This window comes from Bifidobacterium sp. ESL0745 (assembly GCF_029433335.1).
In the GTDB taxonomy this organism is placed as follows: Bacteria; Actinomycetota; Actinomycetes; order Actinomycetales; family Bifidobacteriaceae; genus Bifidobacterium.
On record NZ_JAQTHX010000001.1, the window covers coordinates 1,202,851 to 1,221,686 of the forward strand.

At 56.9% G+C, this 18,836-nt stretch carries 11 protein-coding genes and 2 tRNA genes; 6 read left to right on the forward strand and 7 right to left on the reverse strand.

The features are described from left to right. Window positions 1–204: 204 nt before the first annotated feature. Window positions 205–281: transfer RNA gene (locus PT275_RS04710), tRNA-Pro, on the forward strand. Window positions 282–362: 81 nt separating this feature from the next. On the opposite strand, the gene PT275_RS04715 is transcribed toward PT275_RS04710, so the two are convergent. Then, window positions 363–2,759, reverse strand: coding sequence for a DUF6020 family protein (locus tag PT275_RS04715; protein WP_277152826.1), 2,397 nt, complete (start codon window positions 2,757–2,759; stop codon window positions 363–365). Window positions 2,760–3,072: 313 nt separating this feature from the next. Here PT275_RS04715 and PT275_RS04720 point away from each other — a divergent pair, with 313 nt between their 5' ends. The 3 genes from PT275_RS04720 (at window position 3,073) to PT275_RS04730 (ending at window position 8,036) form a co-directional block, all read left to right on the forward strand. After that, window positions 3,073–5,394 (forward strand): DUF4037 domain-containing protein, encoded by a 2,322-nt coding sequence (locus PT275_RS04720; RefSeq protein WP_277152828.1) that lies wholly within the window; start codon window positions 3,073–3,075, stop codon window positions 5,392–5,394. Window positions 5,395–5,600: 206 nt separating this feature from the next. Beyond that, window positions 5,601–6,272 carry a DUF4125 family protein gene (locus PT275_RS04725; RefSeq protein WP_277152830.1) on the forward strand — a complete coding sequence of 224 codons (672 nt, stop codon included), beginning with the start codon at window positions 5,601–5,603 and terminating at the stop codon, window positions 6,270–6,272. A 36-nt stretch (window positions 6,273–6,308) separates the two neighbouring features. Beyond that, on the forward strand, window positions 6,309–8,036 hold the full coding sequence (locus PT275_RS04730; RefSeq protein ID WP_277152832.1) for an acyl-CoA thioester hydrolase/BAAT C-terminal domain-containing protein: 1,728 nt from the start codon (window positions 6,309–6,311) through the stop codon (window positions 8,034–8,036). A 164-nt stretch (window positions 8,037–8,200) separates the two neighbouring features. Here the strand turns inward: PT275_RS04730 and PT275_RS04735 are convergent, their stop codons facing one another. Then, complete coding sequence (locus tag PT275_RS04735) at window positions 8,201–9,073, reverse strand: hypothetical protein (RefSeq protein ID WP_277152834.1); 873 nt, start codon at window positions 9,071–9,073, stop codon at window positions 8,201–8,203. Window positions 9,074–9,075: 2 nt separating this feature from the next. Next, complete coding sequence (locus tag PT275_RS04740) at window positions 9,076–11,160, reverse strand: PspC domain-containing protein (RefSeq protein ID WP_277152836.1); 2,085 nt, start codon at window positions 11,158–11,160, stop codon at window positions 9,076–9,078. A gap of 113 nt (window positions 11,161–11,273) precedes the next feature. Between PT275_RS04740 and PT275_RS04745 the strand changes: the two genes are divergently transcribed. Beyond that, window positions 11,274–12,830 (forward strand): ATP-binding protein, encoded by a 1,557-nt coding sequence (locus PT275_RS04745; RefSeq protein ID WP_277152838.1) that lies wholly within the window; start codon window positions 11,274–11,276, stop codon window positions 12,828–12,830. 152 nt (window positions 12,831–12,982) lie between these two features. Further along, a complete protein-coding gene (locus tag PT275_RS04750) occupies window positions 12,983–13,675 on the forward strand; it encodes a response regulator transcription factor (protein WP_277153666.1) in 693 nt (230 codons plus the stop codon). A gap of 144 nt (window positions 13,676–13,819) precedes the next feature. Here the strand turns inward: PT275_RS04750 and PT275_RS04755 are convergent, their stop codons facing one another. The 4 genes from PT275_RS04755 to PT275_RS04770 all read right to left on the reverse strand — a co-directional run bounded on the left by PT275_RS04755 (window position 13,820) and on the right by PT275_RS04770 (window position 18,753). After that, complete coding sequence (locus tag PT275_RS04755; protein WP_348519514.1) at window positions 13,820–17,011, reverse strand: cation-translocating P-type ATPase; 3,192 nt, start codon at window positions 17,009–17,011, stop codon at window positions 13,820–13,822. A gap of 253 nt (window positions 17,012–17,264) precedes the next feature. Further along, the gene (locus PT275_RS04760; RefSeq protein WP_277152842.1) at window positions 17,265–17,867 is read right to left on the reverse strand and encodes a hypothetical protein; all 603 of its coding nucleotides are present in this window, start codon (window positions 17,865–17,867) and stop codon (window positions 17,265–17,267) included. A 241-nt stretch (window positions 17,868–18,108) separates the two neighbouring features. Beyond that, window positions 18,109–18,282, reverse strand: coding sequence for a hypothetical protein (locus PT275_RS04765; protein ID WP_277152844.1), 174 nt, complete (start codon window positions 18,280–18,282; stop codon window positions 18,109–18,111). Window positions 18,283–18,668: 386 nt separating this feature from the next. Beyond that, window positions 18,669–18,753, reverse strand: a tRNA-Ser gene (locus PT275_RS04770). Window positions 18,754–18,836 lie beyond the last annotated feature (83 nt).

Genomic DNA, 18,836 nt, shown 5'->3' on the forward strand with positions numbered 1-18,836 from the left:
ATTCTGCAACGCTAAATGCGTCTTTCCCAGCACATGTACCCTAATTAGTGCTGGAAACAACGCAAAATCAAACCAATAGGCCAATATCGTAGCGACCTACAGCTTCCTTCATGGAAATACAGCAGCAGCAACAGGAGAACCTGCATCCGACACGCATGGTGGACTCGTCCGCGGGGTCGTTGTATCATGATTGCTGTTGTTCATCGGGCTGTAGCGCAGCTTGGTAGCGCGCTTCGTTCGGGACGAAGAGGCCGCGAGTTCAAATCTCGCCAGCCCGACCAACTAGAAACCCCTTGCTTTGCACAAGGGGTTTCACCATATTCAAGGCCTGACGGAAACGGGTCGGGGTTATTACCGTGTTATTAGCGGGAATCTTCTTCGCCGCCGCTGCATAGGAAACCAACCACCATCGGGGTCAGGAGCACCAGCTGGAAAACGAACCGTGTGGGCGAGGGACGGCCAGGACGCGACAGGCTTTCGGCACAGACGTAAAGGCTTGCGGCCGTCAGAAGCCACGGCAGGCATTTGAGCAGCAGGCTTCGGCCGGCAGCGGTGGCACGAGCCATGAGATTGCCGCCAACTTGATCGATAAGGATATCGGCATCAATACGCAGCGGACGACTTGCTTCGTTATCGGCCTTGACTAACTGGCTAGTTTGATCGGCCGTATCGAATCGATCAGTTTGATCGGTTGCATTGGATTGGCTAGTCTGACCGGTTGCATTGGATTGGCTAGTCTGACCGGCCGTATCGAATCGGTTAGTTTGACCGGCCAGATAACCAGTTCCAGTATCATTGCTCCGATTCATCGCAAGAAGATCACGGCGACGCTCCTTCCTGCGTCGCCATAAGTAATACAGAACGAACCCCGGCAACACCGACGTCCACAGCGCCATGAAGAACGGGATGTTGATGCCCGGCGTATCGACGACCATGCGGTAAAGTTGTTTGACCGTCTCGCTGGCCTCCGTAGGCGGAGTGTGCGGCTGAAGCACGCCGTACGTGTATGCGGCGGTATCGGAAGTGGTCATCGGCAGCATCACGACCGCAACCGGTTTGGGAATTTCTTGGCCACTGACGCTGAAGGCGTCAAACGTCATCCACCCGGTTTCCAAGCAGAAGAAGCCCTGCACATACGAATCGGGATGGCGCAAACCGACATCCAGCCAGGCCTTGGCAAACCGCGAAATCGGGACTTTGCCCTTCACCGTCCAACCGATGGCCGGTACCGCAAGCCATGGATCGTAGTCCCGGCCGATTTTATCCCACGAGTATTCGAGATAGTTGTCGACGGCGGCGCGGTCGGCATCGCTGATATCGTCGGGATGGTCGTGCGCGGCACGGGCCATCATCTGAATCGGCAGGGCGAACGCGGCTTCCGGGGTTCCCGGCACCACGTTGATGTGCTGGAAGGCGAATTTCGGTATCGCCATGTCCACAATGACAAACAGCACCACCGCGAGCGCCACCAGCGCCGCCTTGAATTTCGCCGCAAACTTGCCGACGACCAGCGCAAGCAGGCAAAGGACCACGATATAAAGCCCGAGTTTCTTGGTCAGCGCGACCAGCAATCCGTCAATCGCAAACGCCGCAACGAACCAAGGATTACGCGTCAGTTCAAGTTTGCTGTCAACCAGTTTACAATACATCACCGCCCAAGGAACGAACAACATCGCGCTGGTCGTGTCTTTCGCGATCGACATGACGCACATCGACACCACCGGGAAGAAACAGAAGAACGCGGCAAAACCGTGCAGCATCCTGCGATTGAGGTTGGTTTTGCCCAAATAGGCCAGCAGCCATGCGATGCCGAACGCGAAGCCCACGGCCTGCAGCAGCGCATAGATATACATGCCGATGTTGTAATTGTCGAACAGCGCCTTGCCAAGCGACGCAAACCAGCCGTATAAATAAGTATCGAGGAAGGGGTGATGGTCCCAAATCTTGCCGGCGTTCATACCGTAGAGCGGCATGCCGTAGTATTCCGCGATCTGGTCGCCGGTATCGAAATGGATCACGCCCGGATACAGCAGGATGATATACGGCAGCCAGCAGCACAACAATATCGAAGCGTCGGCGGCGATGGCGGAAAAGCGCTCGACATAGCGGAAATGGAAATAATGGCGAACGGCAGCGAAGCCCTTGTGAGATGAAACGACAGAAGAATGACTTACGGCGACCTTGCGGTTCGAGACGCTGGAACCCTTCTGCACTTTGCCGGTATTGGAGAGATTTTCACCGGAAAGCGCAGGTTCTTGCGTCATCGCAATAGCAGAATCACTATCAACAGCATTGTCACTTGGGACATTTTCAAGCAACGTTTTATCATTATCCGCATTTACATCGGGCAATGCCCCATCCACACTGCCATTTACCGTTGAATTATCGAGCGCACGCATCCTGACGAATTCCACACCACGGAACGCGATCATATAAAGCAGCGCAAACAGCAGCGCGTAGCAGATTGCCTGCAGATAAAGATAAACGTGGTCGAAAGGAACCCAACCGAACTGTGCAGCCTGGCTCGAGCAGGCGACCATAAAACCGAGTACGGCAGGAATCAGCCAACCAATCTTCGAAGGATGCAGGAACCCGACGAACTTGGACCACGGGCCGTCGCTGGCCGGTACGGCTACGGTTTGAGTACGACGGTGCGAACCGTCCCGACTCGAATCGCGACCATACGTTTCGGTTCTGCCGCTCACCGGCTGCTGTCGGATCGCCAATGCGTCAGACCGGACGTTTCCCCCACTTTTCACCGCAGCTCCCCCATCGTCTTGCCAACCGCAAGCCCGTCAAGACCTGTTTCTGTTCCGCCGCCAGTCTAGCCTGTCGGTTCGTCGAAATAACGCCGCTATACATAACGCCGGTATATTGTGCCCTCGCTTCATTGCAAGAACCCATGTGAACTTTCAATATAGGCATCAAAAACAGAATAATGATGCATAGCCGGACGTGTTTCAATTGGGGCAGCGCAAAACCGCAATAATCTGTGACATAGCTCACAGCGACGCAAGACCGCAAAATATCGTATCGGCAATAGACTTGAAGCAATACGACAAAGGAGCAGTCATGGACGACAATGCACAGGGCAAGACGCCGGAAGAACTGTTGCGCGCTTTCAGCGAGGAACATTCTGCAATTCACGGGGAAGTGGAAAACGACGCAAGCGACCCAAACAACGCTGCCGCCCCGACACCCAGCACGACATTCGACACCGATGAATTTTTGAAGGGGCTTGACGCCTTGTTCGACGCGCACGAAGCCAGGGACAAGGCCGAACCCTACCTCAAACAGGCCATGGTCGACGCCGAAAACGCCGGAGACGACGCGGGACTGCTGACCGTATTGAACGAGACCATGGGCTTCTATCGTTCGCACGGGCGGCATGAGGACAACCAGTGGGTCATCCAGCGGGCGCTGGAATTGGGCTTGAAAATGGGGATCGAAGGCACCGAGGCCTGGACCACCACGCTGATCAACGCGGCGACCGGCATGCGCGCAGCCAAGCAATACGATCAGGCCGAAGACTTGTATAAGCAGGCGTTGGCATCGGCGCGCAAGACGCTCAAGCCCACCGACCGGCGGATGGCAGCGCTGCACAACAACATTTCCATGCTCTACAGCGAGACGGGAAAGCTCAAGGACGCGCAGAACGAACTGGAAACGGCGCTTTCCATTCTTGAAGCTTCCAGCACCGACCCCGAAGCCGACATCGATGTGGCCTCCACACATACCAATCTTGCGCTGGTACTGTTGCAGCGGGCCACCGAGGCAGCGCAAAACGGACAGAATGACACGACGGAGACGCAGAAATTACAAGGCGACACAACTGTTACCGGACAATCGCAAGATGGGTCGGAATCGAGCGATGCCACTTCACCCGAAACCGTCGATTCGCTGCTCGATCAGGCAATGAAACACTCCTTGAAAACGTTGGAAATCTACAAGAACGGACATCTCGAACACAGCGCCCACTTCGCCTCGGCATTGGCCGGATATGCACAGGTCTGCTATGCCGCCGGACTATTCGACAAGGCCATCGACGCCTATCGCAAAGCACTCAAAGTCATCGAAGAATGCTACGGCACCGATACCGATTACTATCGCATCACCGCAGGCAATCTCGCCCAGGTCGAGGAAACCGCACGCGCAGCGCGGGAAGCGGCCGGGAATATGAACAAATCCGAAACGGCTTCGGACGGGATTCACAACGAAAGCACGACTGTATCCGAATCGTCAACTGCTTCCACTCCCATCAGACATGAGAATGAGTCGGCCAATGAAACCTTCTCGTCACAGCCCAACGAACATCATCAGCCAGACAGAAATCAGGCCGACACAAACGCGGCCTCAGCACCTGTCCCAGAGACCAAACCGGCAATCTCCGGCCTTAAACTTGCACGCGCCTACTGGGAACAGTGCGGCAAGCCGATGATCGCCGAGAAATACCCGGAATATCAGGGTCGCGTCGCCGCCGGGCTGGTCGGACATGGATCTGAATGCTATGGATTTGACGATCAATATTCGCAAGACCACGACTTTGGCCCTGGTTTCTGCCTGTGGCTCACCGACGAGGATTACGCGGCGATCGGCGAGAAGCTGCAGGCCGATTACGAGGCGCTGCCACAGGAATTCATGGGCTTCGGCCCCCGCGAATCGACGGCACGGGCACAGGGCGGCTCACGGCGTACCGGCGTCTTCCGTATCGGCGATTTTTTCGCCGGCATCACCGGCTACCCAGCCGCACCGAGCGACGACAAACCGCACGAATGGCTGCTGCTCGACGAACCGACGCTCGCCGCTGCCACCAACGGCGAAATCTTCGCCGACCCGCTCGGGGCCGTTTCCAAGACGCGACAGGGCTTCAAGATGATGCCTGACAATGTGCGGCTTTCTTTGATTTCCCGCCGACTTGGCATGATCGCACAGGCAGGCCAATACAATCTGCCACGAATGCTCAAGCGCGGCGACGGAGCGGCGGCGTGGCTCTCCATCCGCGAGTTCATCACCAACGTCTGCTCGTTTGTCTTCCTGATCAACGAGCCGATTCGCGCCGGATACATGCCCTATTACAAGTGGCAGTTCGCGGCGCTGCGTCGGCTTTCCGGGCGAATGTCAACGGTCTTGCCAGACGTCTGCGAGCAACTTGAAAGAATTCTGCGACTCTCCTCGGCGGCTTGCTTCGGTGGAGCCGGATTCGGCGAAGGCGGCAAAGGTTCCGCCCCGGCACAGGAACAGGTGCAATCGACCGTCGAACATATCTGCGGCGAAATCGTAGCGGAGCTCAAGAACGAGGGCCTGACCAGCAGCGATGAGGAATTCCTGGAATGGCAACGGCCTTACGTCGAGGCACACATCGGCAGCGATAATCCGGTGTTGCACAGCCTGTGAATCCGGTTCGACGATGGGCACCCTCGCTTAATTTCTTATTTGCACCTACGAAATTAAGCGATGAACGGTTGTTCCGGAACCGCAGATGGACAATCCACGATGCTTTCAATGCCGGCTCCGAAAACCAACGCTTTCTCAAGTGATACCGAAACCTATACTGGTCTTAGAACCAGCCCTGCATCAAGGCAGCGGCAAAGAAAAGAGCAATGATGACCGAAAACGCAACGAAGCAAGAAACACAGCCAGACACTTCCGCAGAAGATCAGGCACGGCTCGACCTGCTGGAACGCGTAGTGAAGCACGAATGGGACCAGTTCCAGAAAACCGACAACGAAGGCGGACGTGCGGCCTGCCAAGGCAACTGGCCGACCTTCCATCAGATGCGCTTGAGCCAATTCATGACCTGGCCCGTACCGCTTCTGAAAAGCTACGCCGACGACCTTGACGAGGCGGATCGCATCGGGCGCAACCTCATCACGGAGAAGTACGGCCGCATGATGATCTCGACCTGGCCGGAGGAATATCACGCGAATATCGAGCCGTATATTCCGCCGCGATCAGCCAAACGCGTTGCCGCGCAGGAGAAGGTCATCGCACAGCAAGTGGCATGGGCCGACGATTTCCGCGGCCGCTATCCCAAACTCGGCCAAGAAATGCGCGTGCTGCACACGTCAGAAGACACCCACGAAAAAACGTCGTTCGAGACCTATCTGCGCGGCGAGCTCGGCACATACTCCGACAAGACGTTCGGGCTGTACAGCGACTTCATCAAGAGCCTCACCGCAGCCAAGCGCAACCTCACCGAAGAGACCATCCGCAACACCGTACTGCTCGGCGGCTTCCAGTCGCTCGACGATGCCGAGGCGTTGCAACAGTAGGTATAAAGATATGAACGATGCGTTAAAGTGGCACGCATGCGATTGTTGAAACGATTCCTCCCCTCCGTGGCCGTCTTTGTGGTACTTGTCGCCGTTTTGGCGACGCTGGGTACTGCAATGACGCCGAGTTGGAGCATTGAACCGCTGACGCAACATATCAAGGTGACTTCCGCCGATTCAACCATCAAAGCCCGCAGCGCAAAAACCGATCAGGAAGGCACCTATAAGGTCAACACCCGAAACCTGCGGATCCAGCTCGCCCCGAACGTCACCATCAACGCCATCCTGCGCTCACCTGTCGGCGCGCCCGGCAAACGTCCGGCGACGCTGTTCATCCATGGGGCAGGCACCGGTAAGGCCAGCGAGGTCTATGGCGACATCGCTTCAGCCATGAGTTCGGCAGGCATCGTCACGCTCGTGCCGGACAAGCGGCTTGACACCTACACCACGTTCCATCGCGACTATTACGCGATGGCTGAAGACTATATGACCTCGCTCAACGTCCTGCGGTCGCAGCCCGATGTCGACCCTGCACAGGCCGGCATCTACGCGGAATCGGAAGGCACTTGGATCGCCGAGGCGATGGCGCACCGGCACCCGAACGCCATCCCCTTCATGATGCTGACCTCGCCGCCGGCAGTTTCCGGGCGTCGGCAAATGGCGATGGCCGCCAATACCTACGTCGACTATATCGGCGCACCCAAAGGGCTCAATCGCGACGTGGACAAATTCATCGGTCTTGACTTTGCGCCACTTGGGCTGCAATATGCCGATTTTCCTGCCGAACAGTACCTGAAGGACCTCACGATGCCGATTCTGGTCAGCTTCGGCACCGACGACCTTTCCATGCCCATCGAGCAGGGCGCGACCGACATTATCAACGGCGCCAGTGCAGCTGGCAACAAGAACGTGCTCGTGCGCTATTACCACGCAAACCATCAGATGCGCGTCGGCGCACACACCTCCGTCCCCGGCCTGCCGCTCGATAAGCATTACACTCACGACATTGAGGATTGGACGAACGCCGTCGCCGCCGGCACCAAGGCCGACGAATGGATCACACCGCAGATCGCCGGCGACCAGCCGAAGCAACGTCTCGCGGTTCCTACCAGCGTCAAACCCGGGCTGATCGGATCGTTGAGCGCAATATTGGTGTTGCTGTCCGCAATCGTCCTGTGCGCCGCGATGGCGGGAATCGTCGGCCTCAGCATTGCCATCGGGCACTGGGTAAAACGCAGTGGGCAAACCGAACGAGGTTCCTCGCTTTCACCCGATAAGGACGGGATAAAGAAGGCCTCGGCAGCCAACTCAACAATCGGGAAAATCGATCCTGACACAAGCGATTTGGAATATTCGTGGGCAACCGGTTCGGCGGTTCGCGAATCCGGTTCCAGCACCGCTTATGGCCGCTTCCCGCACCGACTTTCAGCAGCCTTGGCCTTGAACGGCTGTTGTGCAGTACTCGGCATTGCGGCGTTCTTTGCTTACGTCGTCATCGCCGCGAAATCGGCCCTGACATTGACTTCACGGGGTACGCTGCTCGGTTGGGGCTGGGTGCTGATGCATGTTATCGCGTTGCTCAACGTCGCCCTGCTGACCTGGCTGGTCATGGAACTATGGCGTTCGCGAGGCAACAGGCTTTCGCAAGACAATCAATCTCAAGGTTTCTGGACCCCCGCGCACTTCATCGTCGCCGCGCTGTGCGTTATTTCAGCTGTGGCTTCACTGGTAATGATGGCATTCTTCGGGCTCTATACTCTATAAGACATTTTGATACCACAACCAAACGCAAGTGCCGGTGACGTTCCGCTCCCTCGATCTTGGATGCGAAATATGTTATCAAGCCGTAAAATGCCGGCGCAACGTCATCTTCGTTGCGCCGGCACCATTGATATATCGTGATATATAGCCGTTATTATTTTAGAAACTTATTGCCTGTTCCTCATCTTCCGCTTCGCTGCGAACCGATGAATCAGCGACGCCAAGGCAAGCAACACGGCCAGCACAATCAGCAACGCGCCCAACAGGACGATGGCCATCGCAATCAGCGAGCGCACATCGACGCCTCCAGGAACGGACGCGAAAACCATCGGAAACGTTGAGGCAATGAACAAGGTCAAGGCTCCAAGGAACAGCGGCAGCAAACTCAGCACGATCGTCGCCTTGCTCGGTCCGGTCGGCGGTTGCGGTTTCGGCATCTGCTGCGGCAGGTCACGCGGCACGCGCACATAGGCGCCGGAAGGCACCGGTCCACTCGCGAAATTCGACGACGGCACATATCCGGTTTGCTGCGGCGCGTCCGATGAAGTGCTGTGTGTTTCAGTCTCAGCCTCGGCCTCGGTTTCTGCTGCCTCTGGCGATTCACTTCCGGCATCATCGTTTTGCGCTTGATTATTGCCTTCGCTGTCAGCCATATCTGCTCCGGTGTTCTGGGGCGACAAGGTCTCGGTAATGTCGTCGTGATCACTTTCAGTCGGCATTGTCTCAGTGACGTCGTCGTTACCGCTTTCGACCAGCACGGTCTCAGTGACATCATCATTATCGTTCTGATCCGAAATGGTCTCAGTATCGACGGTATCGTCTCCGATGTTGCGAACCGGTTGAGCCGTGGCATCGGGCGATTCGGCAGCATCGTTCTCAGACGGCAAGGTCTTGGCCATCTCGTCGTCATCTTTCTGGAATGGTGTAGACTCAGCAGTCTCGTCATCAACGCCCTGAGCCACAATGGCCTCGTTTTCAGCCATCCCGTTATCGGAAGTCGGGTTCGTCATTTCGTTCTCCTCATTCGATTCGTCAGCCATTTTCATCGCCTCCATGTTCCCGTCGTCTTGCCTTTGACAAATTGCGCATAACTGGGCACCGTACTTTCCGCGGGATACTGCACACTCACGCGGCCTTCAACGATATACGGGGCATCGATAACGAGTTCGGGTCCGTTCTTCGGCATCTTCTTCGTTTCGGTGAACCACTGGTAGTCCTGGTCGTAGCCGTAGCCACTGCCGTAGCCGATACGTTGGTAGCTCATTCCGCCTATGCCGACCTGCATGTCGCGGCCGATGGCGACATAACCGCTGCCCAGCGATCTCGTGCCGATTTCACTGCCTGCATAGACCCCGTCCACAATGATCGCCCCGTCTGCGTTATCGATCTCGACCCTACTGCCATCGACTCTGGCATTGGATTCATGGCTCAGACCATACGAGCATCCTGCGGGCAAAGTGACAAATACCGTCGCTTGACTGTCCGTAAGCCTGATTGTTCCTGTGGGGCAGCTGGACTGAACCGTGCTGCCGTCTTTCAACGTGACATCGTGGGTGCCGCGTGTTTTGGCGTAATCGCTGAAGTCGATGTTGACAGCGTCGTCATCGAGTCTGTGACCTTTGATCGCGGTTCCCTGCTTGAGCCTTTTGAGCTGCTGATCGTCGCTGCCATCGATGGCCTTGAAGCCACTGACATTGACGTTGTGATAGGACACACTTTCCTGCTCAAGACCGGTCAGTACAGAGGAATAACCGATATCACCAACGATGAAGACCACCGCTACGAACGCGGCGATCCAGACCAAAGGGTGCAATCCACCGGCACGATGCCCGGTCAGGCCGAGCACTGCAATGATTACACCGAGGAATATCAAAATCCCGCCAATCCAATACGTTCCGTACTGGAAAATCGTGCCCATGAAGCCGCCGTTGTTGAAGCACTGTATCGCAACCAGCGCTCCGGACAAGAGGACGGCACCCAACGTAAGCAGGACGACCACAAATCCGGCAGGCTTGCGTCGCGTGCGCCTCTGCCCCCACGTTTTCGCTGCGACCTGAGCCGCACCTTGCCGGTAAGGCTGCGCCGGCTCGGCCATATAGGTGGGAGGAGCGGCGTAAGCCGGCGACGGTCCGGCGGCAAACGGCGAAGAAGGCTGCCCGTTAAAGCCGGGCACGTTCGGGCGTTCGTTACGTTGGTTGCATTGGCTACCCCCCGCACTTGGAGAGCCGGCAGAATATACATGATTGCTATCACCGAAAGGGTGTGGCTCGGCATCATCACCAGAGCGATTCTGAGCCGTCGCGCCATCGCCGAAACTATCGTGCCCTTCGGCGTCGCGTAATGCATTCGGTTTTACGCCTGACTCATTCTGATCCGCATCGGCATCAGCACCATCAAAACCGCTGTTCTGCTTCACATTCTCCGGTTCGCGAAACGTCGCCTCATTGTTTCCTCGGGTTTGCTGGGTTCCAGCTTGCGGACCTCCTTGCGTTTGCTGCCAGGATTGCGGAACGTACGGCGCAGAATTCGCATTCCAATAAAACGTCGGGTTCACGTTGCCGGAAGGACTATAGGGCATCGATCCGGTCTGATATCGGCCTTGCGGCCGCTGAGCTTGACCTTGATACTGACCTTGCTGCGGGTTATTCGTGTATGCGGCTCCGCGTTGCTGCTGCGCCTTGTTCGCGAGGCTGTTGACCATGACCAACAGCACCACCACCGCGATAACAGCGAGCAACACGCCGATGCCGGGGAAACAAAACGCGATAACCATGAAAATAATCGGGCCGAGCAATGACCACTGCCAATGCCCGTAAACCAGTTCCTCGCCGGAAATCCTGCCGTCACGGCAGTCCGGCAGCAGCACCCAGGCCGCCGCGTAAAACGCCGCGCCGAAACCGCAGACCAGCGTGGAGGCGGCGACGATGGCACGCACGAAAACAGGACTCAGCCCGTAACGTACTGCGATGCCGTCGCACACGCCAGCGATCCAACGGTTGTTGCCGCGCATCAGTCCGCTGCCACGAATCCACGCGAAAAAGCGGTCGACCTTGTCGTGCCGGGGCGGAACGGAATTGCTCATATCGTTCGGCTGTTGATAGCCGCTACCAAATGTGTTGTTGCTCATAGTTCCATTACAGCACCTGGAAACGCTCAGAAAGGTCAGGGAACACCCTGATTTAACCCTGATTTTTGCTTCGAACCCACCCTGAAATCCCCAAAATCATGCACAATGGAAGTATGAAGTCATCGAAGAACGCGCCAGACAACCGGCAATCGCCCCGAGCCCCGCGCAACCAGCCGACGTATGCTTGGCGACAATATGCGCTGGCAAGCGGATTTCCGGTGACGCCGAAACAGCGCCTACCGTTGCTGCGTCCGAAGAAGAAGCGTGTCTTCTGTGGGGTGTGCCGCGGTTTGAGTCTGCATCTGGGAATACCCGTGGGTTGGATTCGGCTCGCTTTTGTGGCTGCATCATTCCTTTTCGGCGCCGGCATCGTGGCTTATATCTTTTTGTGGGCATTCGTTCCGGCCGGGGATCCGGTTACCGCGGAACAGGACAGGCGTGAAGCCGAGCAGAGGGCCGCGAACGCACCTTTGTCATACGGAAATACCGACAATATCGCAAATGGACAATACGGGAACGTCGATAATCCTCCATATGACGATACCGCCAATAGCATCGGCACCGCCGATTCCTCCAATGTTCGACAACAAAAATCCCGGCCTCCTTCGTCGTCTTCCGCCGCAAACGGCACAGCAGGCACGAACGCAACAGACAACGGCGAAACAGGCAGCGGCCCCGAAAACCTCGCACAGGCTTTCAAGAGCGCTTCGAAACCTTCGATCATCGCTCTCGTCGGCATCACGCTCATTGCCCTGGCCGTGGTTCTGGAAACCAGCCCGCTGCCTGGCGATCTCACGTTCGGCATCTTCATGGCGATTTGCGGGCTCGGGGTGTCTTGGATCCGCTTCAACGCGCCTGATGGCCAGATACGGTACCTGCTTATCGGCGTGGTGCTGATGGCGGTGGGCTACTTCATTTGCGCCGATTCACATACATTCAGCGACCACCTGCCCTTTTCGGCCGCAATCGCCGGCCTAGCGCTACTCGCCGGAGTGGCATTGGCCATCATTCCGCTCGCCAACCGGTTCATCCATGAACTGAGCCACGAGCACGCACTGAAGGAACGCGAAGAGGAACGCGCCGACATGACCGCCCACCTGCACGACGGTGTGCTGCAGACGCTTGCGCTTATCCAGCTGCACAGCAACGAACCCAAAACCGTATTCACGCTGGCACGCAAGCAGGAACGCGAGTTGCGCCGGTGGCTGTATCAGGAACGGATACCATCCGATAGGTCGGTAAGCAGCGGGCTCAAAGACATCGCGGCACGCATTGAAGACCAGTTCGGCGAGGCCATCGACGTGGTGACCGTCGGCGACACGCAACCCAGCGCCCAGACCGATGCGCTGCTCAATGCCAGCGAACAGGCCATGTTGAACGCCGCGCAGCATGGCGCGGAGCCGATTTCGGTCTATTGCGAGGTCGGGGACGCACAGGCCGAGGTCTTCGTACGCGACCACGGCGACGGCTTCGACCAGGACGCGATTCCGCCGGACAGACTCGGCATCCGCCAATCCATCATCGGCCGTATCGAGCGTCGCGGCGGCAGCGTCAACATCGTCTCGCGCCCGAATTGGGGCACGGAAGTCCACATGACCATGCCGATCCCGAAGGAAAACGGCAGCACTGAGGACACCATGGGAGAGACACAAACGGAAACAATAAAATGATGAACGACAAAATCCGAAAACGAATCATCGTAAATACTTGAGTATTGAACAAAAGTAATAACCAAGATTGGCAACAACGCCGATAGAATAATGACGATGAGGAAAACATGAACGGTGACAATTCGAACGAGATTACGACTGGCAAAAGTGAAATGGCCGGCAACGACGCTCAACGCAACAACGAATCAGACACCAATCACCACGCCATTCGTGTGGCTGTGGTCGACGACCACGAGATGTTCCGTGCCGGCGTCATCGCAACATTGAGCCCTCATTTCACCATCGTCGGACAGGCGCCAGATGTCGAAGGCTCGGTGGCGATGATTGCCAGCACCTTGCCGGACGTGGTGCTGCTCGACGTTCACGTGCCAGGCGGCGAAGGCGGAGGCGGCGCGGAAATACTGCTCAAATCGCATCCGCTTTCCCCAAATTCCGCATTTCTGGCACTGTCCGTTTCCGATTCGCCGAAGGACGTCGGCGCGGTGATTCGCGCGGGTGCACGCGGCTACGTCACCAAAACCATCAGCGGTGACGATCTGATTTCCTCGATCATTCAGGTCTATGAAGGCTATGCCGTTTTCTCACCGAAACTGGCCGGATTCGTGCTCTCCACCTTCCAAGGCGCGGGAGCGGCGGAACATGACGACGAACTCGACAAGCTTTCCCATCGCGAGCAGGAGGTCATGCGCCTCATCGCCCGCGGCTACACCTACAAGGAGATTGCCGCGGAACTGTTCATCTCCGTCAAGACGGTGGAGACCCACGTCAGCGCGGTCTTGAAAAAGCTCCAGCTTTCCAACCGCACCGAGCTGACGCGTTGGGCCGCCGACCGACAGATTGTGTGAAGACGAACCTATTGCGGCTTAATTCGCCACATTAAACCTCTCGCACTCCACACAATTTGTCGACGTATCCGTCTTATCCCAAAAGATAACGGTTTTGCCGGATTCCAATTCACCTAATCCTGAATCAGGATTACCTGCTTGTTTTTACTTCTTGCTTCTGGCTTTTTTGGCATCCACGAAGCGCAAGATGAACTTGTAGACTTCCGAAACCACCAAGACGGCCAGCGAAAGACCGATGCATTCCAGCCATTCCAACGGCGTCAGCGGCACGGTACCGAAGGGGACATTGAGGAACGGCACATAGACCACCACCAATTGCAATACAATCGAAAGGCCGATCGCGCCCCACAGCCACTTGTTGGAGAACAGGCCCTTGAAGACGCTTTGCGTGTGCGAGCGCGAGCACAATGCGTTGATCATCTGGGCAAAGACGAGGATGGTGAAGCCCATGGTCCGCGCCTGCGTCATCTGCGAGGTGTGGCCGCCGCCGAGCGAGCGGTCGGTGAAGAGGCCTCCCGCAAGGTGCATGTCCATACCAATCAGGGTGACCAGCGCCATCGTGATGCCGATGACGATAATGTCCATCCACATCGCGCCGTCGATCACGCGATCGGTGGGTTTGCGCGGACATCTGCCCATCACGTCCTCCTCGCTCGGGTCCACACCCATTGCCAAGGCGGGTGCCGCATCGGTCAGGAGGTTGATCCACAGAAGCTGGGTGGCCAGAAGCGGGACGGTAACGCCCGTGGATCCGGGCTGCGTGATGCCCAGGAATCCGGCCAGCACCACGCCGCCGAACACGGTGAACACCTCGCCCATGTTGGAGCTCAGGAGGTAGCGCAGGAACTTACGGATGTTGTCGAAAATGCCGCGCCCCTCGCGCACCGCGTCGACGATGGTGGAGAAGTTGTCGTCGGCAAGGATCATCTTGGCCGATTCCTTGGTGACCTCGGTGCCGGTGATGCCCATCGCCACGCCGATATCGGCCGCTTTGACGGCCGGAGCATCGTTGACGCCGTCGCCGGTCATGGCCACGATGTTGTCGTGACGCTGCAAGGACTTGACAATTTTCAGCTTGTGCTCCGGAGCCACGCGCGCGAAGACGCTGGTCGTGGCCACAGCCTCGTCAAAAGCCTTGCCATCGTCGTCGCGGGCGAGCAATTCGTCAAGTTGCGGGCCGCTCAGGGTCTTGGGCATATTCGATGCGACATTGGAAATACCGACTTCTGACTTATGCTCGGCTACACCGTGTTGAAGTATGCCAGTATTTGTCGTTTCTGCCGCTTTGGTTTCAATAGCAGCATTCATACCGGCCTTTTGCGCAGATTTGGATACGGCCATATCCGAAGATTGCGACGAACCGACGGAATCGGCCACACCCAAGTCCTCGGCGATGCGAGCCGCGGTCAGCGGATGGTCTCCCGTAATCATAATGGTGCGAATGCCGGCACGGTGCGCCTGCGCGACACTGTCACGAACCTCGGTACGGGGCGGGTCGATGATGCCGACCGTTCCAGCCCAGATCAGGTCGGATTCGACCGCATCCTGCTGGGCCTCCAGATCGCCGTCGTCAAGGCCATCGTCGAAGCCGTCGATATTGCTCAGGCTGTCGGTTCCCAATGGCCGGTAAGCCTGACCCAGCGTGCGGAAGGCCTGCGAAGACAGACGTTCCACGTCATTCAAAATGCGTTCGCGATCCTGCTTGATCAACGGACGTACGTCGGCACCGTCAACAATCCGCGTGCAATGGCCGAGCAACACGTCAGGAGCACCTTTGGCAAACACGGAAAGGTTGCCGTCCCGCGCATCGGTGGCCACCACCGACATCATCTTGCGTTCGGAGGTGAAGGGGAACTCCATCTCACGATGGAAGTCGGCGGCACGGCGTTGCAGACCGGCCTTGCGTCCGGCGACGATCAGTGAGACCTCCGTCGGGTCACCGACGGCCTCCCAACGGTTCTGATCGTTCTGATCGCTTTGTCCGCTATTTTCGGCTGCGGACTTCGTATCGTTGAGTTCACCATCATTGGCGAGCACGCCAGCCAATAGAAGGATCTCGATCTCGGCATGTTGGGTATCACTAATGCGTTCGGAAGATGCGACATCATTCATCGACTTAGTTGCTGCGGCATCGCCAGCATCAATATCTTCAACATCCTCTTCATCATTGGTTGTAATACCAACAATCTCACCATACGGAGCGTAACCTGTCCCGGTAATCTTGGCCTCACCGCTGGGCGTGACCACAAGTTCCACGGTCATCTCGTTACGGGTCAGCGTGCCCGTCTTGTCCGAACAGATGACCGAAGCAGAACCCAACGTCTCGACCGACGAAAGTTTCTTGACGATGGCATGGTGCTTGGCCATGCGCTGCACACCAAGCGCCAGCACCACCGTCATGATGGCGGCAAGCCCTTCCGGTACGGCAGCGACGGCAAGCGAGACCGCAAGCAGCAGCGAGTCGATGACGTCCTGCGCGCTATGGAAGCCCTCCATCACGGCGAGCGCGATGATGACCACGACGGCGATGGCGCAAACTGCAAGGCCGAGAATCTTCGAGACGTTGTCCATCTCGTTTTCCAGCGGTGTCTTGCCTTCGTCCGAAGCGGAAAGCATGTCGGCGATCTTGCCGACCTGCGTGTCCATGCCTGTGGCGGTCACTACGGCCCGACCGGCACCCTGCGTAATGGCGGTGCCGTTGAACACCATGTTGGTCCGGTCGCCGAGCGCCTTGGCCTCGTCAAGTTTTCCGGCCTGTTTGGCGACGGGAACCGATTCGCCGGTCAAGCTCGCTTCAGCCGCACGCAAGGAGGCCGAGAAGACCAGTCTGGCATCGGCACCAACCGCGTCACCTTCGCTAAGTACAAGAACATCACCGGGCACCAATTGTGCGGTATCGATACGCTGCACCTGACCATCACGCAGCACCGTGGATTGCGGCGCAGTCATCTTGGCGAGCGCCTCAACGGCCTGTTGGGCACGCGCGTCCTGAACGTAACCGATGACGGCGTTGACGATGAGAATGAGCACAATGACGATGGCATCGAACGGCAGCGCTTCCCCGCCTTCGGCTCCGGGGTGCGGCATCGCCTTTTCCACTCCCCACGCGATCACCGAAATGACCGTCGCCGCCAACAGCAGGTAGACCAGCGGATCCTGGAATTGTTCAAGGAATTTCTTCCATTTCGGCACCGGCGGTGCGGCCTTGAGTTTGTTCGCACCGAAATGTTCCAGACGGCGTTCGGCTTCCTGCGAGCTCAGGCCCGTTTCGAGATCGACGTCAAGCGCTTTGGCGACGTCATCAGCGGTTTTGAGCGACGGATCGCCGTCGAAAATCTGCTGTGTCTTGTTTAATTTATTTGATATACCCTGGCCGTCAAGCTCCGTGCTTGAGGCTGTTTTTGGGATGCGATCAGTCGAAGGACCAACCATGGTGTTCCCCTCGTTAGCCGCGGAGTAGTCAACCGGACGATGGTTTCAGATACCTGGTCGCACCGGCTGCGCGGTTATGTGCATGAACGTGTTTATTCTTTCACAGGGGTCTCTACATTCAGCTGAGAACCGCAATCACAGGCTTTATCGAAATTAATCACAAACTTTTGCGCAGGTTATCGGTATCCTTGAACGCCACAGCATTCAGACCCATGCCGGACAAGGCTTTGACGATTCGCGCATCTTTATATACGAATAATGCACTTTCCGGATCGATACCGAAATCACGAATGGCACCACGGACGAATAACGGATCAGGCAGACGAAGACGGCCGACGGAAGAAGCACGGAAATCCCGAAACTTCGAGAGCTCAGAGAATCGGCCTTGTGCCAAACGAACGTGTTTCGCAGTGGTGTTGTCCAGTCCCCAAAGTCGCACACCGGCTTTGTCCAATTCGCCCAGCAACTCCGCCATTCCCGGCATCATACCGATGAACCCGTCCTCTTCGTGTTCAAGATACATTTTGAGTACCCAAGCGATGGCTGGCCCATGGTGCTTTTCATACGAGTTCAACACTCGTTCCTCGCTCCACCCGCTTCCGAGCATCGCCAGGTAAAACTCCATCCCCCACTCGTCACTAGGGTCGAACATCATGCCGGCGATGCCCTCCGGATACTGCCCGGTAATCGGCCGCCGCCCGTCCCATTCAACGAGCACCCCATCGAGCCCAAAAACCACGTCGGTTACTGCCGTTTCCAAGGTCAACGCACCTTTCCCGTAACATCCGTCGAATTTCTCACTTCAACAATCTTATAGACGATTCAACAACAGGAGACGATAAATCTTTAAATGAAGATAGACTCCGCTAATTCAAAATTCATATTTATCAAAGCAATTAAACCGAAATCAAAGTACATGTTCTCATCATGGGAGCATCGCCCGAAACTGGGACAACGCTGAGAAAGGAGGCCTGCTCAGCGCAACCGAACAGGCCCTTTACCTAGCAGAGACTATGCCTACTGCGGTAGTCCATCACGAGCAAGTAGCCGATAATGGCGACAAGCATGACGTCGATGATGACGCTGTCCGCCTTAGCTATCAAGGCAGCGACGATCGCCACGATGGACTCCTTCAAATAGTTGTCACCACTAGATCCTTTCTTCCTATTGGGCATAACACCCATCCTTGTTTGGCCGCGCCACGGGTGACGCAGCGACGGCACACGAACCGGGCAGCCCGCGCGATCGCCGCAAACTTCCATCACGAAGATTTTGGCGATAGATTCATTGTATCGCAAAGATGAATCTCTGAGGATGCGTTATACTAGTTCATGTCGGGTGACTCCATCACCCGTTCGCATCATAAAGTCGGGCAAATAAGCTTTAGCGGACGGCGTCACACGACAGGGCGTATCTTTTGCGTCCTCCTTGTTTGAGCCGCGGGCTGGGGTCGAATCAATCGGCTACCAGCCCAACGGCTGATTTCCTTGAGAACTTGTTTTCAATTTACTTTCCGGCAAAACAAAAGGGTTCCGAGCACATGCCCGAAACCCCCCATTTGCGGACAGGGCGAGATTCGAACTCGCGGAGGATTGCTCCTCAACGGTTTTCAAGACCGTCTCTTTCGACCGCTCAGACACCTGTCCATGTTACGGTTAGCGGCTTGCACCGCAAACGCAACGAATGAAATTATAGCAACCGCCCGCAGACAGCAGGCGCGTCACCCTGC